Annotated in this window: 22 protein-coding genes; 7 read left to right on the top strand and 15 right to left on the bottom strand. The window is 71.7% G+C overall.

Annotation, left to right across the window (positions count from 1 at the left end):
• Positions 1-63: 63 nt before the first annotated feature.
• A complete protein-coding gene (gene rph / locus ACL02U_RS15615) occupies positions 64-801 on the bottom strand; it encodes a ribonuclease PH (RefSeq protein WP_412791423.1) in 738 nt (245 codons plus the stop codon).
• A gap of 84 nt (positions 802-885) precedes the next feature.
• A complete protein-coding gene (locus tag ACL02U_RS15610; RefSeq protein WP_412791420.1) occupies positions 886-1,119 on the bottom strand; it encodes a glucose PTS transporter subunit EIIB in 234 nt (77 codons plus the stop codon).
• 207 nt (positions 1,120-1,326) lie between these two features.
• On the opposite strand from ACL02U_RS15610, the gene ACL02U_RS15605 reads away from it, so the two are divergent.
• Positions 1,327-2,640: a PTS transporter subunit EIIC gene (locus ACL02U_RS15605; protein WP_412791419.1), complete on the top strand. Its 1,314-nt coding sequence runs from the start codon at positions 1,327-1,329 to the stop codon at positions 2,638-2,640.
• A gap of 144 nt (positions 2,641-2,784) precedes the next feature.
• Positions 2,785-4,032 carry a PTS transporter subunit EIIC gene (locus ACL02U_RS15600; RefSeq protein WP_412791418.1) on the top strand — a complete coding sequence of 416 codons (1,248 nt, stop codon included), beginning with the start codon at positions 2,785-2,787 and terminating at the stop codon, positions 4,030-4,032.
• A 90-nt stretch (positions 4,033-4,122) separates the two neighbouring features.
• Here the strand turns inward: ACL02U_RS15600 and ACL02U_RS15595 are convergent, their stop codons facing one another.
• Positions 4,123-4,875, bottom strand: coding sequence for an MBL fold metallo-hydrolase (locus ACL02U_RS15595; RefSeq protein WP_412791417.1), 753 nt, complete (start codon positions 4,873-4,875; stop codon positions 4,123-4,125).
• A 221-nt stretch (positions 4,876-5,096) separates the two neighbouring features.
• Here ACL02U_RS15595 and ACL02U_RS15590 point away from each other — a divergent pair, with 221 nt between their 5' ends.
• Complete coding sequence (locus ACL02U_RS15590; protein WP_412791416.1) at positions 5,097-5,522, top strand: type II toxin-antitoxin system PemK/MazF family toxin; 426 nt, start codon at positions 5,097-5,099, stop codon at positions 5,520-5,522.
• An 83-nt stretch (positions 5,523-5,605) separates the two neighbouring features.
• Here the strand turns inward: ACL02U_RS15590 and ACL02U_RS15585 are convergent, their stop codons facing one another.
• The 8 genes from ACL02U_RS15585 to clpS all read right to left on the bottom strand — a co-directional run bounded on the left by ACL02U_RS15585 (position 5,606) and on the right by clpS (position 11,702).
• The gene (locus tag ACL02U_RS15585; RefSeq protein WP_412791415.1) at positions 5,606-6,178 is read right to left on the bottom strand and encodes a hypothetical protein; all 573 of its coding nucleotides are present in this window, start codon (positions 6,176-6,178) and stop codon (positions 5,606-5,608) included.
• Positions 6,179-6,622: 444 nt separating this feature from the next.
• Positions 6,623-7,573: a PLP-dependent cysteine synthase family protein gene (locus tag ACL02U_RS15580; protein WP_412791422.1), complete on the bottom strand. Its 951-nt coding sequence runs from the start codon at positions 7,571-7,573 to the stop codon at positions 6,623-6,625.
• Positions 7,574-7,575: 2 nt separating this feature from the next.
• Positions 7,576-7,899, bottom strand: a complete 324-nt coding sequence (locus ACL02U_RS15575; RefSeq protein ID WP_412791414.1) for a MoaD/ThiS family protein — start codon at positions 7,897-7,899, stop codon at positions 7,576-7,578.
• A 123-nt stretch (positions 7,900-8,022) separates the two neighbouring features.
• Positions 8,023-8,118, bottom strand: a complete 96-nt coding sequence (locus tag ACL02U_RS15570; RefSeq protein ID WP_412791413.1) for a putative leader peptide — start codon at positions 8,116-8,118, stop codon at positions 8,023-8,025.
• A 98-nt stretch (positions 8,119-8,216) separates the two neighbouring features.
• Positions 8,217-8,639: a Mov34/MPN/PAD-1 family protein gene (locus ACL02U_RS15565; RefSeq protein ID WP_412791412.1), complete on the bottom strand. Its 423-nt coding sequence runs from the start codon at positions 8,637-8,639 to the stop codon at positions 8,217-8,219.
• A 149-nt stretch (positions 8,640-8,788) separates the two neighbouring features.
• Positions 8,789-10,219 carry an amino acid permease gene (locus tag ACL02U_RS15560; protein WP_412791411.1) on the bottom strand — a complete coding sequence of 477 codons (1,431 nt, stop codon included), beginning with the start codon at positions 10,217-10,219 and terminating at the stop codon, positions 8,789-8,791.
• 353 nt (positions 10,220-10,572) lie between these two features.
• The gene (locus ACL02U_RS15555) at positions 10,573-11,175 is read right to left on the bottom strand and encodes a DUF2017 domain-containing protein (RefSeq protein ID WP_412791410.1); all 603 of its coding nucleotides are present in this window, start codon (positions 11,173-11,175) and stop codon (positions 10,573-10,575) included.
• Between the two features lie 161 nt (positions 11,176-11,336).
• Positions 11,337-11,702, bottom strand: a complete 366-nt coding sequence (gene clpS / locus ACL02U_RS15550) for an ATP-dependent Clp protease adapter ClpS (protein WP_412791409.1) — start codon at positions 11,700-11,702, stop codon at positions 11,337-11,339.
• A gap of 8 nt (positions 11,703-11,710) precedes the next feature.
• Between clpS and ACL02U_RS15545 the strand changes: the two genes are divergently transcribed.
• Together ACL02U_RS15545 and ACL02U_RS15540 are read left to right on the top strand one after the other, a co-directional pair.
• On the top strand, positions 11,711-13,057 hold the full coding sequence (locus tag ACL02U_RS15545; RefSeq protein WP_412791408.1) for a nicotinate phosphoribosyltransferase: 1,347 nt from the start codon (positions 11,711-11,713) through the stop codon (positions 13,055-13,057).
• 238 nt (positions 13,058-13,295) lie between these two features.
• Entirely contained in the window at positions 13,296-13,883 is a 588-nt protein-coding gene (locus tag ACL02U_RS15540; protein WP_412791407.1) for an isochorismatase family protein, read from the top strand.
• 277 nt (positions 13,884-14,160) lie between these two features.
• Here ACL02U_RS15540 and ACL02U_RS15535 read toward each other — a convergent pair whose 3' ends face one another.
• Both ACL02U_RS15535 and ACL02U_RS15530 read right to left on the bottom strand, forming a co-directional pair.
• Positions 14,161-14,505, bottom strand: a complete 345-nt coding sequence (locus tag ACL02U_RS15535; protein WP_412791406.1) for a hypothetical protein — start codon at positions 14,503-14,505, stop codon at positions 14,161-14,163.
• Between the two features lie 121 nt (positions 14,506-14,626).
• On the bottom strand, positions 14,627-16,978 hold the full coding sequence (locus ACL02U_RS15530; RefSeq protein WP_412791405.1) for an immune inhibitor A domain-containing protein: 2,352 nt from the start codon (positions 16,976-16,978) through the stop codon (positions 14,627-14,629).
• A 494-nt stretch (positions 16,979-17,472) separates the two neighbouring features.
• On the opposite strand from ACL02U_RS15530, the gene ACL02U_RS15525 reads away from it, so the two are divergent.
• Entirely contained in the window at positions 17,473-17,763 is a 291-nt protein-coding gene (locus ACL02U_RS15525) for a hypothetical protein (protein ID WP_412791404.1), read from the top strand.
• Between the two features lie 72 nt (positions 17,764-17,835).
• Here ACL02U_RS15525 and ACL02U_RS15520 read toward each other — a convergent pair whose 3' ends face one another.
• Together ACL02U_RS15520 and ACL02U_RS15515 are read right to left on the bottom strand one after the other, a co-directional pair.
• Positions 17,836-18,468: an RDD family protein gene (locus ACL02U_RS15520; RefSeq protein ID WP_412791403.1), complete on the bottom strand. Its 633-nt coding sequence runs from the start codon at positions 18,466-18,468 to the stop codon at positions 17,836-17,838.
• A gap of 89 nt (positions 18,469-18,557) precedes the next feature.
• Positions 18,558-20,177 (bottom strand): RDD family protein, encoded by a 1,620-nt coding sequence (locus ACL02U_RS15515; RefSeq protein WP_412791402.1) that lies wholly within the window; start codon positions 20,175-20,177, stop codon positions 18,558-18,560.
• A 232-nt stretch (positions 20,178-20,409) separates the two neighbouring features.
• Here ACL02U_RS15515 and ACL02U_RS15510 point away from each other — a divergent pair, with 232 nt between their 5' ends.
• A complete protein-coding gene (locus ACL02U_RS15510; protein ID WP_412791401.1) occupies positions 20,410-20,820 on the top strand; it encodes an SsgA family sporulation/cell division regulator in 411 nt (136 codons plus the stop codon).
• Positions 20,821-20,835: the final 15 nt, after the last annotated feature.

Raw genomic sequence — 20,835 nt, 5'->3', positions numbered from 1 at the left:
GGGGGGGGGGGGGGGGGGGAGGCGTGTGCCCCCCCCCCCCGCCTCCACTTCTTGGTGCGCGTTTTACCCTTCGGCGGCCGTGTCGAGTGCGGCGCGCTGGTGGGCGGCCAGTTCGGTGCAGCCGGTGACGGCGAGGTCCAGCAGGGCGTCGAGTTCCTCGCGGGCGAACGGTTCGGCTTCGGCGGTGCCCTGGACCTCGACGAAGCGGCCGTCGCCGGTGCAGACGACGTTCATGTCGGTTTCGGCGCGGACGTCCTCCTCGTAGCAGAGGTCGAGGAGGGGGACCTGTCCGACGATGCCGACGGATACGGCGGAGACGGTGCCGGTCAGCGGCTGGCGGCCGGGTTTGACGAGTTTCTTGGCGCGGGCCCAGGAGACGGCGTCGGCGAGGGCGACGTAGGCGCCGGTGATGGCGGCGGTGCGGGTGCCGCCGTCGGCCTGGAGGACGTCGCAGTCGAGGACGACGGTGTTCTCGCCGAGCGCCTTGTAGTCGACGACGGCGCGCAGGGAGCGGCCGATGAGGCGGGAGATCTCGTGGGTGCGGCCGCCGATGCGGCCTCTGACCGACTCGCGGTCGCCGCGGGTGTTGGTGGCGCGGGGCAGCATGGCGTACTCCGCGGTGACCCATCCTTCTCCGCTGCCCTTGCGCCAGCGCGGGACGCCTTCGGTGAAGGAGGCGGTGCACAGCACCTTGGTGTCGCCGAAGGAGACGAGGACGGAGCCCTCGGCGTGCTTGCTCCAGTGGCGTTCGATGGAGATGGGGCGGAGCTGTGCGGGGGTGCGGCCGTCGAGTCGAGGCATGGAGGACATGGCGTCGAGCCTAGCCGTAGTGGCGCAGGGGCCCCTTCCGGTGGTGGAAAGGGGCCCCTTCGGGTGAGCGTGGGCTCACATCATGTCTTCGATGTCCGCGGCGATCGGGTCGGCGTCGGTGCCGATGACGACCTGGATGGCGGTGCCCATCTTGACGACGCCGTGGGCGCCGGCGGCCTTCAGGGCGGCTTCGTCGACGAGTGAGGCGTCGTGCACCTCGGTGCGGAGGCGGGTGATGCAGCCCTCGATCTCGTCGATGTTGTCGATGCCGCCGAGGCCGGCGACGATCTTCTCAGCCTTGCTGGCCATGTTGCGTCTCCCTGATTTCCCTGGTCCGTACCGCTTTGTGGCAGTAATCCACAGTTGGCCCAACTTTGCGAGCGGTCATGTCGTCCGTACCGAATGATGGCGGTCACGACAGCGGAACCGTACCGAACCGTACCTCAACTGGTCTACACCAGCTGGCGGGCGGTCGCCAAACCCGCCTCCCGGACGGGGGCCGGAAGGAGGCCGCCGATGAGCGCCGACAGTTCTGCCGTGGGTGGGGCCGGTCCGCTGCGGGAGCGCTGGGGGCACCTGTTCCAGGGGCTGCAGAAGATGGGGCGGAGTCTGCAGCTGCCGATCGCGGTGCTTCCGGCGGCGGGCATCCTGAACCGGCTGGGGCAGCCGGACGTGTTCGGGGACGACGGGCTGGGCTGGACGGACGTCTCGAAGGTGATGGCGGGCGCGGGGGGTGCCCTGTTGGACGGTTCGCTGGGGTTGCCGCTGCTGTTCTGCGTCGGTGTGGCGATCGGGATGGCGCGGAAGGCGGACGGGTCGACGGCGTTGGCGGCGGTGGCGGGTTTCCTCGTCTACTACGGGGTCCTGCACCAGTTTCCGGAGGGCTGCCCGGGCGGGGCGGAGGTGGTGGAGGGGGTGGGCTGCCAGGTGACCGTCGGTGCGGGCACGGGGGCGGTGACGCCGTTCACGTTCCAGAACCCGGGGGTGTTCGGCGGGATCGTGATGGGCCTGCTGGCGGCTTTCTTCTGGGCCCGCTTCCACCGCACCAGGCTGGTGGACTGGCTGGGCTTCTTCAACGGGCGGCGGCTGGTGCCGATCATCATGGCGTTCGTAGCGATCGCCTTCGCGGCGCTGTGCCTGTGGGTGTGGCCTCCGGTCGGGGACGCCCTGGAGAGCTTCAGCGGGTGGCTGCGCGATGCGGGGTCGTGGGGTGCGGGTGTGTTCGGGGTGGCGAACCGGGCGCTGCTCGTCGTCGGCCTGCACCAGTTCCTGAACGTGCCGATCTGGTTCCAGTTCGGGACGTACACGCCTCCCGGTGGGAGGCCGGTGCACGGCGACATCAACATGTTCCTGGCGGGGGACCCGAATGCGGGCCAGTTCACCTCCGGCTTCTTCCCGATCATGATGTTCGCGCTGCCGGCGGCCGCGCTGGCCATCACGCACTGCGCCCGTCCGGAGCGCCGCAAGGAGGTGGGCGGGCTGATGCTGTCGGTGGCGCTGACCTCGTTCGTGACCGGTATCACGGAGCCGATCGAGTACTCGTTCCTGTTCGTCGCGCCGGTGCTGTACGTGGTGCACGCGCTGCTGACGGGTGTGTCGATGGCGGTGACCTGGGCGCTGGGCGTGCATGACGGGTTCAGCTTCTCGGCGGGTCTGATCGACTATGTGATCAACTGGGGTCTTGCGACGAGACCGTGGGCGATCGTCCCGATCGGTCTGGGTTTCGGGCTGGTCTACTACGTCGTCTTCCGGTTCGCGATCACGCGGTTCGGCCTGAGGACGCCGGGGCGGGAGCGGGAGGAGGAGGTGGAGGACACCACCAAGGCCTAGGAGACGGCCGTCACCAGGCACAACTTCATCACGGAGAGCACCGCGAGAATTACTGGAATCGCGGGTTCCTTATAGCGCCTTCATCGTGCTACAACAGGTCTACACCACTGAGTGGTGTAGACCACCACCCGATGGAGGAAGTCTATGAGCACCGCCACCGCAACGGCGGCTCCCGCGAAGAAGCGGGGATCCGGCCTTTTCCAGGGCCTGCAGAAGGTGGGCCGCAGTCTGCAGCTTCCGATCGCCGTGCTGCCGGCGGCCGGAATTCTGCTGCGGTTCGGGCAGTCGGACGTGCACGACAAGCTCCACCTGCCCGACAAGGTCACGGCGGTGTTCGCCACGGCCGGCGGGGCCATCTTCGACAACCTGCCGATGCTGTTCTGCCTCGGCGTCGCGATCGGTTTCGCCAAGAAGGCGGACGGCTCCACCGCGCTGGCCGCCCTGGTCGGCTTCCTGGTGTACAGCAACGTCCTCAAGGCGTTCCCGGTCACCGAGGCGAAGGTCCAGGACGGCGCGGACATAGCGGCGACCTACAACAACCCCGGCGTCCTCGGCGGCATCGTGATGGGTCTGCTGGCCGCCGTGCTGTGGCAGCGCTTCCACCGCAAGAAGCTGGTGGACTGGCTCGGCTTCTTCAACGGCCGCCGCCTGGTCCCGATCATCATGGCGTTCGTCGGCACGGTCATGGGCGTCTTCTTCGGTCTGGTGTGGAAGCCGATCGGCGAGGGCATCTCCGACGTCGGCCAGTGGATCACCGGCCTCGGCTCCCTCGGTGCGGCTCTGTTCGGCCTGGTCAACCGCGCGCTCATCCCGATCGGCATGCACCAGTTCGTGAACACGGTCTCCTGGTTCCAGATCGGCGACTTCCAGAACGCCGCCGGCGACATGGTCCACGGCGACCTGAACCGCTTCTTCGCCGGCGACCCGACCGCCGGACAGTTCATGTCGGGCTTCTTCCCGATCATGATGTTCGGCCTCCCGGCCGCCGCCCTCGCGATGGCGCACGCCGCCCGTCCCGAGCGCCGCAAGGCCGTGCTGGGCATGATGGTCTCCCTCGCGCTGACCTCCTTCGTCACGGGTGTCACCGAACCCATCGAGTTCACCTTCATGTTCATCGCGCCGGTGCTCTACGTCATCCACGCGGTGCTGACCGCCCTGTCCATGGCGGTCACCTGGGCGCTCGGCGTGCACGCCGGCTTCACCTTCTCCGCCGGGTTCATCGACTACGCGCTGAACTGGAACCTCGCCACCAAGCCCTGGCTGATCATCCCGATCGGCCTGGTGTTCGGAGTGGTCTACTACGTGGTCTTCCGGTTCGCGATCACCAGGTTCGACCTGCCCACCCCGGGCCGCGAGCCCGAGGACGAGATCGAGGACCTCACCAAGGCGTGAGCCGCCCCTGGAACGGCGAGAAGGCCCCGGAACCGGCACCTGCCGGTTCCGGGGCCTCTCCGTTCCGGGGCCTTGCTCGCGTCCGCCGGTTCAGACCGGATACGTCCGGCCGGGCGCCGCCAGCTCCACCGGGCCGTCGTAGACCGCGCGCGCGTCCGCGAGGTTGATCTCCGGGTCCGTCCACGGCGGCACGTGGGTCAGGACCAGGTGCCGGGCGCCGGCGCGGGCCGCCGTCTGGCCGGCCTCGCGGCCGTTGAGGTGCAGGTCGGGGATGTCTTCCTTGCCGAAGGTGAACGCCGCCTCGCACAGGAACAGGTCGGCGTCCCGGGCGAGCGCGTCCAGCGCCGGGCTGACGCCGGTGTCCCCGGAGTAGGTGAGCACCTTCCCGCCGTGCTCGATGCGGATGCCGTACGCCTCCACGGGATGCGCCACGCGCTCGGTGTGCACGGTGAACGGGCCGATGTCGAAGGTGGACGGCTTGACCGTGTGGAAGTCGAAGACCTCGCTCATCGACGACGCCGAGGGAGTGTCCGCGTAGGCCGTGGTCAGGCGGTGCTCCGTGCCCTCGGGGCCGTACACCGGGAGCGGGGCGCAGCGGCCGCCGTCGTGGCGGTAGTAGCGGGCCACGAAGTAGGCGCACATGTCTATGCAGTGGTCGGCGTGCAGATGGCTCAGGAAGATCGCGTCGAGGTCGTAGAGACCGCAGTGGCGCTGCAGCTCGCCCAGGGCGCCGTTGCCCATGTCGAGGAGCAGCCGGAAGCCGTCGGCCTCGACGAGGTAGCTCGAGCAGGCCGATTCCGCGGACGGGAACGACCCCGAGCAGCCGACGACGGTGAGCTTCATGAAACAGAAACCTCCGCTGGCGGGGAATGTGAAGATCACGAAACGGGACGACGGGGGTCGTGCGGTTCGTTGAGAGTAAGGCGCAAAACCCGGGGTCGCTCCTCCGCCAAGGGCGGTTGTGGGCGAACTCACCTGCGCTGTCACCGGTTCGGCTGGTTGGTGGGCGTACTGATGGTGCGAGGGGGCGCGCACCGGGGCGGTGCGCCGGTACCGTCGTCGCTATGGACACGTCCTGGTGGCTGGCGCTCGCCGCGGTGGTACTGCTCGCTCTGGTCGCGGTACTGGTGGACGGGTGGGGGCGCAGCGGGCGTCCGGCCCGTGGGGCCGGGGTGGCCGGACGGCCGGCGCCGGCGGAGATCTGGTGGGCCCAGGTGCCGTTCGAGGAGGGTCCCGCGGGGAAGGACCGGCCCTGCCTGGTGCTGTCGGTGCAGGGCCGGCGGGTGGTCGTCGCGAAGATCACCACGAAGTACCGCGGGGCGCGGGCCGGTGTGATCCCGCTGCCGCCGGGTGCCGTGGACGACGCGCGCGGCCGGGCGAGCTTCCTGGAGACGAAGGAGCTGCGCGAGGTGCCGGTGCGGGACTTCCGGCGGCGGGTGGGCGTGGTCGACCCGGTGCTGTGGAACCAGGTCCGGGACCTGGCCGGATAGCAGGGGCCGGGCAGCCGGGGGCCGGGCAGCCGGAACCGGAAGGCCGGCCGGCCCGGGGCGCTCGGCCGGGACGGTGCGGCGGGTCACTCGACCCGCACGGTGACCGTCCATGCGCGGATGCTCTTGCAGGACATGTGACCGGATCCGGTGGCGCAGGCCGGTCGGGACGAGGTGAGGCGGACGGTGCCGGGTCCGGTGGCGCGGTAGGCGGCGAGGGCGTCGCCGGGCAGGACGGCGACTCCGGCGTTGATGGGTTCCAGGACGTCGTCGCCGGTCGTCCTGACGAGCGCCCAGGGCCGTTCGGCCGTGCCGTCGAGGGTGACGCGGACCTCGCCGCCCCTGCTCAGGCAGACGGTGCGGTTGTCGTCGTCGGCGGTGAGCTGCACCTGTGCCGAGCAGTGGGTCGGGGTGGAGGCCGCCGGGGGCCGCGAGGTGGCGGGGGGTGCCGAGGTGGCGGGGGGTGCGGTGGGCGAGGAGGACGGAGCGGGTGCCGTGGCGGTGGCGGTGGACGAGGAGGAGGTGGGGGTGGGTGAGGAGGACACCGCTCCTGCGTCCGCCGGTCCGCCGGTCGTACCGCAGCCCGCGGCGAGCAGTGCGGTGACCGCGGCTGCGGTGACGGTGGTGACGACGGTTCTCGGGAGACTGGTGGGGCGCATGGCGCGGGCCGCCTTTCCGGGTGCGGGCTCTGGTCTCGTCCTTCACGGTGCCGTGGTGCCGGGCGCCGTGCCGTGCTGCCCATGGGACGTACGCCGCGCCCCGGCGGATCCCGCCGGCGTCACCCGACTGCGGAATCCGGTCTCCCGGGGGACGCCGCCGGGTGGGTTCCCGCCCGGTGCGAGGCAGCCCGCGCCGCCGGTGTCGCCGCCCGCGCGAGGGCCCCACCCGCGCAGAGGGCGGCCCCACCCATGCAGGGGCCCCACCCGCGCGGCGGTCCCCGCACGCGCGAAAGCCCCCGGCCGGCGGCCCGACGCCACTGATATCCACAGCGTCGGATTCTGCCCGGTCGGGGGCCTGTGCGGCGGTACACGCCCGGTGGTGGGGCTGCTTGCGGAGCGGGCGCCTCCGCGCCGCCCGCCGCGGCGGAGGTGCTGCGGAGCCGGTCAGGCCCAGAGCTGGCCCTGGAGCGTCTCGACGGCCTCCTCGGTGGTGGCCGCGGTGTAGACGCCGGTGGAGAGGTACTTCCAGCCGCCGTCGGCGACGACGAAGGCGATGTCGGCGCTCTCCCCGGCCTTGAGCGCCCTGCGGCCGACGCCGATCGCGGCGTGCAGCGCGGCGCCCGTGGAGACGCCCGCGAAGATGCCCTCCTGCTGGAGGAGTTCACGGGTGCGCGTCACGGCGTCGGCGGAGCCGACGGAGAAGCGGGTGGTGAGCACGGAGGCGTCGTACAGCTCGGGCACGAAGCCCTCGTCGAGGTTGCGCAGGCCGTAGACGAGGTCGTCGTAGCGCGGCTCGGCGGCGACGATCCGCACGTCGGGCTTGTGCTCGCGCAGGTAGCGGCCGACGCCCATCAGGGTGCCGGTGGTGCCGAGCCCGGCGACGAAGTGGGTGATGGAGGGGAGGTCGGCGAGGATCTCCGGCCCGGTGGTGGCGTAGTGGGCGCCGGCGTTGTCCGGGTTGCCGTACTGGTACAGCATGACCCAGTCGGGGTGCTCGGCGGCGATCTCCTTGGCGACGCGTACGGCGGTGTTGGAGCCGCCCGCGGCCGGGGAGGAGATGATCTCGGCGCCCCACATGCCGAGCAGGTCCCGGCGTTCCTGGGAGGTGTTCTCGGGCATCACGCACACCATGCGGTAGCCCTTGAGCTTGGCCGCCATGGCCAGCGAGATGCCGGTGTTGCCGGAGGTCGGCTCCAGGATGGTGCAGCCGGGGGTGAGGCGGCCGTCCTTCTCCGCCTGCTCGATCATGTACAGGGCGGGGCGGTCCTTGACCGAGCCGGTGGGGTTGCGGTCCTCCAGCTTGGCCCAGATGCGGACGTCCTCGGACGGCGACAGCCGCGGCAGGCACACCAGCGGGGTGTTGCCGACCGCGGCGAGCGGGGAGTCGTAACGCATCGTCATCGAGCCGTTTCCGCCGGTCGCCCGGCCGCGCGGGGGTCGGCGTCGGGGGCGCCCCCGGCGACGGCCGGCAGGATGGTGACGCTGTCGCCGTCGGACAGCGCGGTGTCGATGCCGTCGAGGAAGCGGACGTCCTCGTCGTTGAGGTAGACGTTGACGAACCGGCGCAGCTGGTCCCCGTCGACGATCCGGGCCTGGATGCCCGGGTGGCGGGTCTCGAGGTCGGCGAAGAGCTTGGCGAGGGTGTCACCGCTGCCCTCCACCGCCTTCTGACCGTCGGTGTACTGGCGGAGGATGGTCGGGATGCGGACCTCGATGGCCATGGCTCAGGGCTCCTGTCGGAAGGTGTCGTCTGGTCGGTGGGCGCGCGGCGGCCCGGGGGCGGCGTGTCGTACGCAGGGGAGCGGTCGCCGCGGCTCACGGCCGTACGGCGGCAGGGGGCAGCGTCAACAGATGGCGCTGGCGAGCCTGCACAGGTCGACGTGCAGCCGCGCCACGAGCAGCATGCCCGGCGTCTTGTCGCTCACGTCGTGGACAACCATGCGCTCATCGTATCGATTCCCGGCCCCCGCCTCGGAGTGTGATCCCGCATGGCGGACGTTTTCTGTCCGATGGTTGAGAAGCTGTGGGTGGGGCCGGTTCAGTAGGCCGCCACGACCTCGACCTCTTCCTCGGTGATCTCGCCGTCCACGATCCGGAAGGAGCGGAACTGGAACTCGCCGAGACCGTCGGTGTCGGCGGTGGAGACCAGGACATAGTGGGCGCCGGGCTCGTTGGCGTAGGAGATGTCGGTGCGGGAGGGGTAGGCCTCGGTCGCGGTGTGCGAGTGGTAGATCACCACCGGCTCCTCGTCGCGGTCGTCCATCTCCCGGTAGAGCTTGAGCAGGTCCTGCGAGTCGAACTCGTAGAAGGTCGGCGAGCGGGCGGCGTTCAGCATGGGGACGAAGCGCTCGGGGCGGCCGGAGCCCGCCGGGCCGGCGACCACGCCGCAGGCCTCGTCGGGGTGGTCCTGGCGGGCGTGCGCGACGATCTCGTCGTGGAGCTCCTGGGTGATGGTCAGCATGGCGGTCAGCATAAGCGGATGGGCCACCCCGTACCGGTGGTTGATACGGGGCGGCCCACATGCCGGACGGTCGACGGCGGCGGACGCGTGCGGAGCGCCACGAGTGCTCCGCACGGGCGGTCGCCGGGAGAGGCGCCGGGGAGGGTCCGCTACGGCCGGACGGCCTCCTCCAGCTCCGGTTCGCGGGCCCGGGTGACCTCGGGCCGGCGGGCCTTGAGCGCCGTCCAGCCGACGCCGAGCGCGAGCGCCCAGACGGCCATGACGTACAGGCAGGTGCGCGAGTCGGCGTCGGCCGCGATCAGCCCGGTGACGAAGACCAGGAAGACGATGGCGATCCAGCTGCACAGTGCGCCGCCCGGCGCCGGGAAGGCGGAGGCGGGCAGCCGGCCGGCGACCACCGCGCGGCGGTAGCGGACGTGGCTGATCAGGATCATCAGCCAGGTCCAGATGCCCGCCGCGGTGGCCACCGAGGTGACGTAGCCGAAGGCCTTCTCGGGGACGACGTAGTTCAGCACGACGCCGATCGCCATGAACGCGACCGAGACGGTGACGCCGAGCGCGGGGGTCCTGGAGGCGGACAGCCTGCGGAAGGCGGCCGGGGCCTCGCCGTTGTCGGCGAGGGTGCGCAGCATGCGGCCGGTGGAGTACATGCCCGAGTTGCACGAGGACAGGGCGGCGGTGAGCACCACGAAGTTGACGATGCCCGCGCCGGCCGGGATGCCGATCACCGCGAAGGCCTTCACGAAGGGGCTGACGCCCGCGTCGAACTCGGTCCACTTCACGACGCAGAGGATCACGGTCAGGGCGCCGACGTAGAAGAGGGCGATGCGCCAGGGCAGGGTGTTGATCGCCTTGGGCAGGGTCTTCTCCGGGTTCTGGGACTCGCCCGCGGTGACGCCGACCAGTTCGACGGCGAGGTAGGCGAACATCACGCCCTGCAGCGTCATCAGGGAGGAGCCGACGCCCTCCGGGAAGAAGCCGTCGAAGGCCCACAGGTTGGACACCGCGGCCGTGTCCCCCGCGGCGGAGAAGCCGAGGGTGAGCACGCCCAGGCCGATCACGATCATGCCGATCAGGGCGGTGACCTTGACCATGGAGAACCAGAACTCCAGCTCCCCGAAGACCTTGACGGAGATCAGGTTGGCCCCGAAGAGGACCACCAGGAAGACCAGTGCGGTCACCCAGCGGGGTACGGACGGGAACCAGTAGTTCACGTAGATCGCGGCGGCCGTCAGTTCGGCCATGCCGGTGACCACCCACATCAGCCAGTACGTCCAGCCGGTGAAGTAGCCGAAGAACGGGCCGAGGAACTCCCTGGAGTACTCGGCGAAGGAGCCCGAGACCGGGCGGTAGAGCAGCAGCTCGCCGAGCGCCCTCATGATGAAGAAGATGATCACGCCGGCGAGGGCGTACATCACGATCAGGCTGGGCCCGGCCTTGGCGATGTTGGCCCCGGCCCCCAGGAACAGGCCGACGCCGATGGCGCCGCCGATCGCGATCATCTGGACCTGGCGGCTGCCGAGGCCGCGCTCGTACCCCTCCTCGGGGCGGTGGTCCTCGGTGACCTGCGCTGAGGTCATGTGTGGTGCGCCTTTCTCCATGCCGGCCCGGGCCTCGTCGGCCGCGGACCGGGTTCCGATCCCCCCCCCGGATGCGATGGAGTGGTGCCGGCCGGCGGTCCGCCGGCGTGGTGGCGCATCCCGGGACAGGGGTGGCGTCCCGCGGATGACCGTGCAGGTCTATCACGGTGCAACGCGGTCCCGGCGCCGCCGCCGGCGGCGCACCACACGGAAGAAGGCAGGCAAAAAGGGGTGTAGGCCGCGCAACCGCACTGATCCTTTGGTGTGATCGTTATGCGGATTTGAGCGTCCGCTGAGCCGGACGGCCGGACCGCACGACGACCGGCCGAACCCGGCGGCGACGGGACGGCGCGTCAGGGCAGGAGGGTCGACACGAGGGTCTCCTGGAGGCTGCCGAGCCACAGGTAGGCCATGACCATCGGCTTGCGCGGGTCCTCGTCGGGGAGCCGGTAGAGCGCGTCGGTGTCGTCCTCCTCGGTGATCTCCAGCCGGGAGCCGATCGCCAGGCGCAGGTCGTTGAGGGCGCTCAGCCAGCACCGGGAGTCCTCGGTGGACAGTTCGAGGACGGCCCCTCCGTCGCCCGCCGGGGTCAGCGCGTCCAGGGAGCGGATCACCGCGAGGGCGTTGTCGCGCTTCCCGGCCCGCAGGTCGTTCTCGGTGTAGCGGCGGAACTCGGCGGCGTAGGCCTTCTCCTCCTCGGCCCGCCGCGGGTCCGGGGCGCCCTCGGGGTCGCCGTAGGCGTCCGGGAAGAGCCGCCTGAGCACCGGGTCGGCGGGGGGTTCGCTCGGGCCCTCGGTGAACAGCTCGGCGAGCGGGTCCTCGGGCGCGTCCCCGGCGGGGCCGGGGCCGATCAGCTCCAGCAGCTGCACCGCCAGCGAGCGGATGATGGAGATCTCGACGTCGTCGAGGGCGACGGCCGCGCCGCCGCCGGGGAGAGCTTCGAAGTGGCCTGGCATGGACTCGTTTCCGTGCTTGGCGGTTGCGGACGGTTACTGGCGGCACGGCCGGTCGCGGCGTGGGCCGTGGGCGGCCCCGTCGCCCCGGCCGTGCGGGATGCGGTGCGGCCCGGCACACCCCCGCGGGCCGGCGGTTCGCGGTCGTGCTTCTCGCAGTCCCGCTACTTGCGGTCCTGCTGGAGCGTCGCCCACAGACCGTAGCCGTGCATGGCCTGCACGTCGCGTTCCATCTCCTCGCGGCTGCCGCTGGAGACGACCGCACGGCCCTTGTGGTGGACGTCGAGCATGAGCTTGGTGGCCTTGTCCTTCGAATAGCCGAAGTACGTCTGGAAGACGTAGGTCACATAGCTCATCAGGTTGACCGGGTCGTTGTGGACGATCGTGACCCAGGGGACGTCCGGCTCTGGGACGGCCTGGACCTCCTCCGACGACTCGGTGCGTTCGATCTCCAGGGGAGCGGGTGACGTCACATGACCATGCTGCCACGCACCGCAGAAATCGTCACACTGACGAAATGGGGGTACCATCCTTCGTCATGAACACAGCGGACCTCGGGCTGCCGGTGGACGTCCCCTCCACGGCGCTGTTCACGGACCACTACGAGCTGACGATGCTGCAGGCCGCCCTGAGGGCGGGTACCGCCGAACGGCGGAGCGTCTTCGAGGTGTTCACCCGCAGGCTGCCGAACGGGCGACGCTACGGCGTCGTCGCCGGCACCGGTCGGGTCCTGGACGCCGTGGAGAACTTCCGCTTCGACCCGGACCTCCTGGGCTTCCTGCGGGATCGCGCCGTCGTCGACGAGGCGACCTGCGACTGGCTCGCCGGATACCGCTTCGGCGGCGACATCTGGGGCTACCCCGAGGGCGAGGTGTACTTCCCGGGCTCGCCGGTACTGCGGGTGGAGGGCTCCTTCGCAGAGTGCGTGCTGCTGGAGACCGTGATCCTGTCGATCCTCAACCACGACTCGGCGATCGCCGCGGCCGCCTCCCGGATGTCCTCGGCGGCGGGCGGTCGGCCGCTGATCGAGATGGGCGCCCGCCGCACCCACGAGCTGGCCGCGGTGGCCGCGGCGCGGGCCGCCTACGTCGGCGGCTTCACCTCCACCTCGGACCTGGCCGCCGGGTTCCGCTACCAGATCCCCACCGTCGGCACCTCCGCGCACGCCTTCACCCTGCTGCACGACCGCGAGCGGGACGCCTTCCGGGCCCAGGTGGAGTCCATGGGCCGCGGCACCACGCTGCTGGTCGACACCTACGACGTCGCCGAGGCCGTCCGCACCGCCGTGGAGGTCGCCGGTCCGGAGCTGGGCGCCGTCCGCATCGACTCGGGCGACCTGCTGCTGGTCGCGCACCGGGTCCGCCAGCAGCTCGACGAGCTCGGCGCCCGCAACACGAGGATCATCGTGACCTCCGACCTGGACGAGTACGCCATCGCCTCGCTCGCCGCCGCGCCGGTGGACGCCTACGGCGTCGGCACCCAGCTCGTGACCGGTTCCGGGCACCCCACCTGCTCGATGGTCTACAAGCTGGTCGCGCGGGCCGACGGCGCCGGCCCGGACGCCCCGCTGACCCCGGTGGCGAAGAAGTCCTCCGGCGGCAAGACCTCCCTCGGCGGCCGCAAGTGGGCCGCACGGCGGACGGACGCGGACGGGGCCGCCGAGGCCGAGGTGGTGGGCACCGGCCCGGTACCGGACGAGCTGGCCGGCCGGCAGCTGCTGGTCGAGCTGGTCAAGGGCGGCCGGGTGGTGGGCCGCGAGCCGCTGGACGCGGTCCGCGACCGGCACATCGCGGCCCGGGCCGGACTGCCGCTGTCCGCGACCCAGCTCTCCCGTGGAGAACCCGTCATTCCGACGGAATACGTCCACGGGGCCTCGGGTAGCTAGCACCTGTCCGACAGTGCCGTCGTCCGCCGAGCAGGGAGCCGGACCGCGCCCCCGGCTCCGGTGCCGGTGCGGCCGCCACGCCCGTCCGGCACACCCCCTCCCGGACCGCGCAGGGAGTCAATAGGCTCGGAAAGGCCCACCGGCACGCTCCGCGCACCGCGCCGGCCCGGCACCCGCCCTCCCCGCCCACCACCCGCCCCGCCACCCGGCTCCCGACTCACACCGAAGGACACCGACCATGCGCCGCGCCTTGATCGTCGTAGACGTGCAGAACGACTTCTGCGAGGGGGGCAGCCTCGCGGTGGCCGGCGGCGCCGACGTCGCCGCCGCGATCACCGAGCTGATCGGGCAGGCCCCCGCGGGCTACCGGCACGTGGTCGCCACCCGCGACCACCACGTCGCGCCCGGGGAGCACTTCGCCGACGACCCGGACCACGTCCGCTCCTGGCCCGCGCACTGCGTGGCCGGCACCGAGGGCGTGGGCTTCCACCCTAACTTCGCGCCCGCCGTGGCCTCCGGCGCGATCGACGCCGTCTTCGACAAGGGCGCCTACGAGGCCGCCTACAGCGGCTTCGAGGGCGCCGACGAGCACGGCGTGCGGCTGGCGGACTGGCTGCGGGAGCGGCAGATCGACGAGTTGGACGTGGTCGGCATCGCCACGGACCACTGCGTGCGCGCCACCGCGCTGGACTGTGCACGGGAGGGCTTCCGCACGCGGGTGCTGCTCGACCTCACCGCCGGCGTGGCCCAGGAGACCACGGACCGGGCGCTGGAGGAGCTGCGCGAGGCGGGCGTGGAGCTGTCCGGGAAGCCGGTGGTGGTCTGAGGGCGGCCGACCCCGCACGCCGGACGGGCCGGGCCCGGAAGGAGACAGGCCGGGCCCGGAGACGGGCCGGAAGGCAGAGGACGGCCGGACGGCGGGGGACGGACGGCGGAGGACGGACGGCGGAGGACGGACGGCCCGTCTGAGGGCGGCCGCGGGGCAGGTGGCCCGGTCCTTCCTCCGCTCCGCCCGCAGGTCCCGCCCGCAGGTCCGCGGAGGGAACGTGCGGGCCACCGGCCGGCGTGCTGCCACCGCGGTGCGGGCAGGGGGATGCCGGGGCTCAGGTGCGCTGCGGTGCGGGACGGCCCAGGAGTGCCCTGATCGGGTGCCACAGCTCGGTCACCAGTTCCGGTCCCGCGGGACCGCCGTCCGGTGCCGTGCGCCATATCAGGCCGTCGGGGTGGTGCAGGACCGCCGTGACCTCGTCCGGGGTCGGCCCGGCCGCGTTGCCCCTGAGGTAAACGGCCCGCAGGCCCAGGTTGCGCAGCCTGGTCAGGGCGCGGGCGCGGTTCTGGGCGTGGACGAGGACCCGGACCGAGCCCGCTCCGCCGCCGGCGGGGCTGGGCAGGTTCAGCGCCACCACCACCGTGCCGTTCGGCAGCTTGCAATACCCTCCTGCGGCCATGCGGTCACATCCCCGTTTCGGTCGGTGTCAATAAGCGAAGCACAGCACGCACCTAAACACGATCGGCGGCAACCCGCCAGAGGGTTACCGCCGATACGCGTTTGACCTGGGGAAACGTCGACTACTTGATCGACGGTCCGACCAGCAGGGTCATCGTGGAGCCGCTCCACGGCTCCCACAGGATCCGGATGCTGGTGTCGGTGTCAGTGGCCTTGACCGCAGCCGTCGGGTTCGACGCGTCGTAGTAGTTCGACGTGCCGTCGTCGAAGAACGGGACACCCCACTGCGACTTGACCTTGGTGGCCACGTCGGCGTTGTGCAGGGTGAGCGAGTCCGTCGGGTACCAGCTGAAGGTGGAGTCGTAGGTCTGGATGCGGTTGCGCATCGGGGTGCCGTCGGACCACTTCAGCGCCGCCGGGTGCGCGTCGATCGGAAGGATCTCGCCCTCGCCCGGGTGGGCGCTGGTGTTGTTGTCCGGCTGGGAGGTGTCCCACTTCCAGATCAGCAGGCCGTTCTGGTACGGGTAGTGCTCCACCCAGCCCGGACGGGTCGTCGAGAAGCCGAAGTTGTACGGGCCGGTCTTCAGCGTCTTGTCGTACGACACGTACTGGCGGTTCTCGGCGATGTAGTACTGGGCGTAGTCGTCCGTGATGGACGCGCCGATCCGGGAGAAGCCGTTCGCCGTCCAGGCGTCGTCCGCGGACTCCACGTCGTCGGCGAACAGGGTCGCGCCGTCGGCGGTGACGCTGATCTCGTCGGCCGCGAAGCCCTTCTGGGCCACGCCGCCGTCGGTGGCGTAGCGGAAGCGGAGCTGGATCTTCTTGCCGGCGTAGGCGTCCAGCGGGAACGTCAGCTTCTGGTAGGCGTCCACCGTGCCGGTGAGGGCCGGCTGGTCGCTGCCGTCGCGCGGGATGGCGGTGCCGTCGGCGAGCGTGCCGTCGATCGGCGTGAAGGTGTCGCCGCCGTCCGTGGAGACCTCGGTGTAGAGGTAGTCGTAGTCCGTCTCGATGTCCCACCAGCCGTCGAGGCCGAGGCTCGCGGAGGACTTGCCGGTCAGGTCGACGGTGCGGGTCAGCGTGTTGCGCAGGTCGTCACCGCTGCCGCTCCACCACTGCATGGAACCCTGCGCCGGGGCCACGACGTCGGTGGTGACCGTCTTGTCCGGCAGCGAGACCACGACGGCCTGCGGGTTCTTGGTGTTGTACTCGGAGACGCCCACCTTGTGCAGGGAGTACTTGCCTGCCTTGGCGGTGTCGTAGTTCAGCCAGCCGAGCTGCAGCTTGTCCCAGGCGCTCATGTCGCCGGGCAGGTCGCCGATCGCCTGCTTGCCGGTGCCCAGCCAGGAGCCGGAGGACATCAGCGTCCAGAAACCGGTGCCGTTCTCGCCTGCGCCGGAGGTGTCGTACTCGTCGGGCAGGCCGAGGTCGTGGGCGTACTCGTGGGCGTAGACGCCCAGTCCGCCGTTCTCGGGCTGGATGGTGTAGTCACCGATCCAGATGCCGGTGTCACCGATCTGGGTACCGCCGAGCTTGTTGTTCTCGGGGCCGGTGGAGCCGGCGTCGGTGCCGAAGGCGTACCAGCGGTGCGCCCAGATGGCGTCCGCTCCCTGCGCGCCGCCGCCCGCGGACTCGTCCTCGCCGGCGTGCACGATCTGGAAGTGGTCGATGTAGCCGTCGGGCTCGTTGAAGTTGCCGTCGCCGTCGTAGTCGTAGCGGTCCCACTGGTCGAACTGGGACAGCTCCGCCTTGATCTGGGCGGTGGTCTCACCCTCGGCCTTGCGGTCGGCGACCCAGGCGTTGACGCCGTCCTGCACCGCGTACCAGGCGCCGTGCGGGGCGTCGTTGGAGCCGTAGCGGGCCTCGTTGTAGGGGACCTTGACCCAGTCGGTGACCTCGCCGTCGACCGAGTAGCGGCCCGAGGACTGCTTCTCGTAGTACTTCTTCAGCGACTCGACACCGTCTCCGGTGCCGAAGTACAGGTCCTGGAAGTGCTTCTGGTTGTAGTCCGCCTGCCAGGCCGTGCTGTTGTCCTGAGTGCGGTCCGGCTCGGCTATCTGGTTGTGCAGCGGGCCGGCGGTGCCGCCGTAGCGGCTGTCGGTCTTGTCGCCGAACTCGACGAGGATCGTGAAGATCTTGTCGGTCTTCTCACGCCCGAGCTCGACGTACTTGCTCTGGCCGCGGTGGCTGTTGAGCTTGACGACCTTCGAGCCGTGCTCGTTCTTGACGGTCGCCTTGCCGGATATGACCTGCTTCAGGGCTTCTTCGTGCTGCGCCTCCTGCCTCTTGGTGAGCGGGCCGTCGAAGTCGTGCTCCTTGGCCTTCACCGGCTGCGGGTCCTGCTGGCCCGCCGCCGGTGCCTTCGCCGCCGGGGTCTCCGCGGCCTGGGCGACGGCGTACGTCGAGAACGTCGCGGTGGCCGCGGCGAGCGCGACGCCGACCGCCGCTGCTCTGAACGTCCAGGGTCTACTGGTCACTTGCTTTCCTCCCCACGCGCCGGCGCGCGCGGACAGGGGGTCCTGGTCATGGAGGATCCGCGCGCGGGCGTTCGACGCGTTCAGTCAAGTGACCACATTTGACTAGAGGTTCAGGAGAAAAGACAGACCTTGACTTGAACAAATCAATTGCACTATGCGGAGTTGACGTCCGCTTTGCGGACGCCGAGGCCTCGGAGCCGCGTACGCACGGAGGCCCGCCACCGAGCCGGCGCGTCCGCCGCACGCGCCCGGCGGGGCGCCACACAGGCACCGCACAGGAACGGCACAGGCGCCGCACGGGCTCGGCACAGGTTCGGCACGGGCTCAGGGTCGCAGCACCGGCGACTCACCGCGGTTTCGCCGGTGATACAACGGTGACTCCGTGCGCCCCCCGTGCACCGGCACTGTTGGTTAGGTCACGCTTGCCGTTCACTCCGCTCGGGCATGCACGCGAAGAGAGTCGAGACCCGCCCGCTTCCGAGGACACGATTGCCATGCCTCGTCCGTCCGTCGCTCAGTTCGCCTACGGTTCGTGCACCGTGGTCTTCTCGACAATGGCCATGCTGCTGCTGTCCCGGACGAGTTCGGGGCCGGGGATCGCGGTCATCGCCGCGGCGGCCCTCGGGCTCGGCCTGCTCGTCGCCATGACCGTGCCGGCGCCGCGGACGGCGGCCGGACCGTCCCCGGCCGAGCAGCCCGCCGAGCAGCCCGCCGGCGAGGCCGCGGAGTCCTCGCACACTGGGGCCGCGCCGGCCGAACCCGTGCGCGAGCCGTCGGCTCCCTGACCGGAGGAAACCGCCGACGGCATCACACGGCATCGGACCGCATCGAACCACGTGGAACGTCGCCGGACGGCGTCAACTGACGTTGACCACGACCGTCTTGGCCGCCTTGTCGTGCAGGCCCTGTTTGTAGGGCTTGTCGAAGTAGCTCCATCCTCCGCAGATGGCCGTCCAGATGCAGAAGCAGCAGAAGGAGAACGGGATCCACAGCACCAGTGCACGGACCAGGGAGGTCTGCACGGAGGGCGTGGAACCGTCGGACAGGTTCGCGGTGCGCAGGCCGAGCCACCGCTTGCCGAACGTCTGCCCCGTCTTGGTGATCAGGTAGGTGTCGTAGCCGACGTAGAGCAGTGCGCCGATGAACGACTGGGCGAGCGACTTGCCGACCTCGACGCGGTCCCCGTTCACGTCGTACTCGTTGACGCCGAAACCCCAGGTGAGCAGCCAGACGACGATACCGACGAGGATCATGTCGATGATGCGGGCGAGCGTGCGCCTGCCGCTGTCGGCGAGCGGGGCCATTCCGGCGAGCGGATCGGTGGGGCCCGCCCCGCCGCCGTAGGGGCCGGCTGCGTAGGGCGGACGGCCTCCGGACGGGGGCGGCTCCTCGCCGTACGGCGAACCCGCCCCCTCACCGGTCGGGGGCTGCTTCCTGAACGGGTCGTCTTCCGGCGGCGGTCCGGAGCCCGGGGGCGGTTCGCTGCTCATGGCCCGAGTGCACCGCGAACCCTCCGGCTCCGCATCCGGCGCGGGGCCGTCCGGAGTACCGGTTCACGTGGGCCGTCCGCGGTACCCGGTCACTCCGCGACGAACGTGTGCGCCGCCTTGTCGTGCCAGCACTGGTGCCACGGCCGGTCGAACAGGCACCACAGGACTCCCACGGCACCGACCACCAGCAGACCGGGCACGCTGTACACCAGCCAGCGGCGCAGCGCGGCGCCGAACGAGGGCGCGCCGAGCCCCTCGATGTCGCGCACCTCGATGCCGAGCAGCCTCTTGCCGAGCGTGCGGCCCCACCGTGCGGTGGGCAGTGCCTCGTACAGGATGCCGCCGAGCAGCAGCACCGCCAGCACGATGCCCAGGTACACCGCGGTGGTGCCGTCCAGCAGCCAGACGGTGACGGTGTGGCCGGTGGCCCGGGCGGCGTCGACCTTGCCGTTGACGTGGTCGGCCGCCCGAAGGCCCAGCGGCACGGCCGCCGCGGAGGTGACGGCGGCGAGGACGACGGTGTCGACGAGCCGTGCCGCCAGCCGCTTGCCGAGGCCCGCGGGGCGCGCGGCCGCCTGGCGCCGGGCGGCCGCCTGGAAGGGGTCGTCCACGGGGGGCTTCCAGGGCGCGGCGGGCTGCTCGCCCTCCGCTCCGCCGGCCAGCCGGTGCACCTGCTGCGCCCAGGACGCCGCACCGCCGCCGGGGCCGCTGGTCACCGGGCCGGAGGCGGGTCCGGGCGGGGAGGCGGCACCGGCGGGCTGCTGCGGCAGGCCCGGGGCGGGCGCCTGCACGACCTGGCGCGGTCCCTGCGGCGGCGCCGCGGCGCCGGAGGCGGGCCCCGCGGCGGGCGCCTGTGCCGCCACCCGGTCGGCGGCGGCCCGGCCGGCGCCGAAACCGGGGCCGGGCGCGGGGCCGGGGGCCGGCGCGGCTGGGGCGGCGGGCCGGGGGCCGCCGGCGTCCTCCGGGCCGGGAGCCGCCGGCGCGCCCGGGTGCCCTGTCCGGGGCGGCGCCGGACGGAAGGTCACGGTGCCGCGGTCGCCATGCGCGTCGGGCGCGGCGGGCGCGGCGGCGGCGTTCGGTTCCCGGGAGGCCGGCTCGGCGGCGGAGGGCGCCACCGGACGGCCGAGGACGAAGGTGCCGGGCGAGGAGTCCCCGGCGGTTTCGGCGGTCGGGCCTGCGGCCCCGGCGCCTGTCCCGGCGCCGGAGGTGTGCGCGCGACCGGGGGCGGGACCGGTGGCGGGGGCGGTGGCGGGACCGGTGGCGGGGGCGGGACCGGCCGGACGGGACGGCGGGACGCGCGGGTCGGCTCCCGGCGCGGCGCCCCAGAACACCCGGCGGTCCCGGTCGCCGAAACCGGACTGCAGGGCCCGGTCGGCACCCCAGGCGGAGGCGGGTTCCGGACGGGCGGCGTGCGGGTCGGCGGGCGGCTGCGGGTCCTCGTCGAAGAAGTGGGGGCCGGTCTCCTCCACCGAGGCGGCCGGGCCGACCGGTGCGGCGGCCGCCGCCGGAGCCGCCGGTGCCGGCGCCGGAGGGACCGGGGCCGCACCCGGAGGGGGCGCGAGCGGTGCGCCGTCGCTCGGTGCGGGGCGGCTGGTGCCCGGCACCCAGGATGCTCCGTTCCAGTACCGGACGTATCCAGGGATGGACGGGTCCGGGTAATACCCTTCGCGGGGCCGGTCTTCACCGGGGGCCGGGGTTGGGGCGCTCATGTCCGTCGTCCCGTATCTGTCTCGGGGGCCATAGGGGGCTCCACATCTACCAGACGAGCGCCTCAGCCACCGCCGATCCCGTCCGACCCGCCCCTTTCCGGGCAACCTCGTGCATCCGTCCGCACGGCCGGGGAAGAAAATTTTCCCGGACCCGCGTAATGCTTCCGGCTCGGCCCTGTCTCTCCTCGTACAGGCCCCGTCCGGGGGTCCCCGACGAGAGGAACCAGACGCCATGCACACCGTGGTCGAGCGTGAACTGGAACTGCACCTGATCCTGGCGCCGGAGCGGAGCATCCCGGTGCCGGCCCGGCTGGTCTACCGAACCGACGACCCCTACGCCGTCCGCATCACCTTCCACATCGACTCCGAGCACCCCGTCGACTGGACGTTCGCACGCGAGTTGCTGGTGGAGGGGGTCTTCCGGCCGTGCGGGCACGGGGACGTCCGGGTGTGGCCGACGAAGGTGGACGGCCGCAGCGTGGTCCTGGTGGCGCTCAGCTCCCCGGACGGGGAGGCGCTGCTTCAGGCGCCGACGGCCCAGGTGTCGGCCTGGCTGGAGCGGACGCTGCGGGTGGTGCCGCCGGGGTCGGAGGCCGGGCAGCTCGGCATCGACGACGGCCTCGACCGGTTGCTCGCCCGGTGAGCGGCACCCGGGCCG

The organism is Streptomyces sp. MS06 (assembly GCF_047200655.1).
GTDB lineage: Bacteria > Actinomycetota > Actinomycetes > Streptomycetales > Streptomycetaceae > Streptomyces.
The sequence above is the reverse complement of the archived record's forward strand: the minus strand, read 5'-3'. Positions and strand labels throughout refer to the sequence as shown.

Bases quoted from the DNA above. Each gene is read 5' to 3' on its own strand.
- ACL02U_RS15575 (WP_412791414.1), bottom strand. From the start codon at position 7,899: ATGGCCATCGAGGTCCGCATCCCGACCATCCTCCGCCAGTACACCGAC.
- ACL02U_RS15605 (WP_412791419.1), top strand. From the start codon at position 1,327: ATGAGCGCCGACAGTTCTGCCGTGGGTGGGGCCGGTCCGCTGCGGGAG.
- ACL02U_RS15610 (WP_412791420.1), bottom strand. From the start codon at position 1,119: ATGGCCAGCAAGGCTGAGAAGATCGTCGCCGGCCTCGGCGGCATCGAC.
- ACL02U_RS15535 (WP_412791406.1), bottom strand. From the start codon at position 14,505: ATGGCCGCAGGAGGGTATTGCAAGCTGCCGAACGGCACGGTGGTGGTG.
- ACL02U_RS15515 (WP_412791402.1), bottom strand. From the start codon at position 20,177: ATGAGCGCCCCAACCCCGGCCCCCGGTGAAGACCGGCCCCGCGAAGGG.
- ACL02U_RS15545 (WP_412791408.1), top strand. From the start codon at position 11,711: ATGAACACAGCGGACCTCGGGCTGCCGGTGGACGTCCCCTCCACGGCG.
- ACL02U_RS15600 (WP_412791418.1), top strand. From the start codon at position 2,785: ATGAGCACCGCCACCGCAACGGCGGCTCCCGCGAAGAAGCGGGGATCC.
- clpS (WP_412791409.1), bottom strand. From the start codon at position 11,702: ATGGTACCCCCATTTCGTCAGTGTGACGATTTCTGCGGTGCGTGGCAG.
- ACL02U_RS15555 (WP_412791410.1), bottom strand. From the start codon at position 11,175: ATGCCAGGCCACTTCGAAGCTCTCCCCGGCGGCGGCGCGGCCGTCGCC.
- ACL02U_RS15540 (WP_412791407.1), top strand. From the start codon at position 13,296: ATGCGCCGCGCCTTGATCGTCGTAGACGTGCAGAACGACTTCTGCGAG.
- ACL02U_RS15590 (WP_412791416.1), top strand. From the start codon at position 5,097: ATGGACACGTCCTGGTGGCTGGCGCTCGCCGCGGTGGTACTGCTCGCT.
- ACL02U_RS15580 (WP_412791422.1), bottom strand. From the start codon at position 7,573: ATGCGTTACGACTCCCCGCTCGCCGCGGTCGGCAACACCCCGCTGGTG.
- ACL02U_RS15565 (WP_412791412.1), bottom strand. From the start codon at position 8,639: ATGCTGACCATCACCCAGGAGCTCCACGACGAGATCGTCGCGCACGCC.
- ACL02U_RS15570 (WP_412791413.1), bottom strand. From the start codon at position 8,118: ATGGTTGTCCACGACGTGAGCGACAAGACGCCGGGCATGCTGCTCGTG.
- ACL02U_RS15595 (WP_412791417.1), bottom strand. From the start codon at position 4,875: ATGAAGCTCACCGTCGTCGGCTGCTCGGGGTCGTTCCCGTCCGCGGAA.
- ACL02U_RS15525 (WP_412791404.1), top strand. From the start codon at position 17,473: ATGCCTCGTCCGTCCGTCGCTCAGTTCGCCTACGGTTCGTGCACCGTG.
- ACL02U_RS15520 (WP_412791403.1), bottom strand. From the start codon at position 18,468: ATGAGCAGCGAACCGCCCCCGGGCTCCGGACCGCCGCCGGAAGACGAC.
- rph (WP_412791423.1), bottom strand. From the start codon at position 801: ATGCCTCGACTCGACGGCCGCACCCCCGCACAGCTCCGCCCCATCTCC.
- ACL02U_RS15560 (WP_412791411.1), bottom strand. From the start codon at position 10,219: ATGACCTCAGCGCAGGTCACCGAGGACCACCGCCCCGAGGAGGGGTAC.
- ACL02U_RS15510 (WP_412791401.1), top strand. From the start codon at position 20,410: ATGCACACCGTGGTCGAGCGTGAACTGGAACTGCACCTGATCCTGGCG.
- ACL02U_RS15585 (WP_412791415.1), bottom strand. From the start codon at position 6,178: ATGCGCCCCACCAGTCTCCCGAGAACCGTCGTCACCACCGTCACCGCA.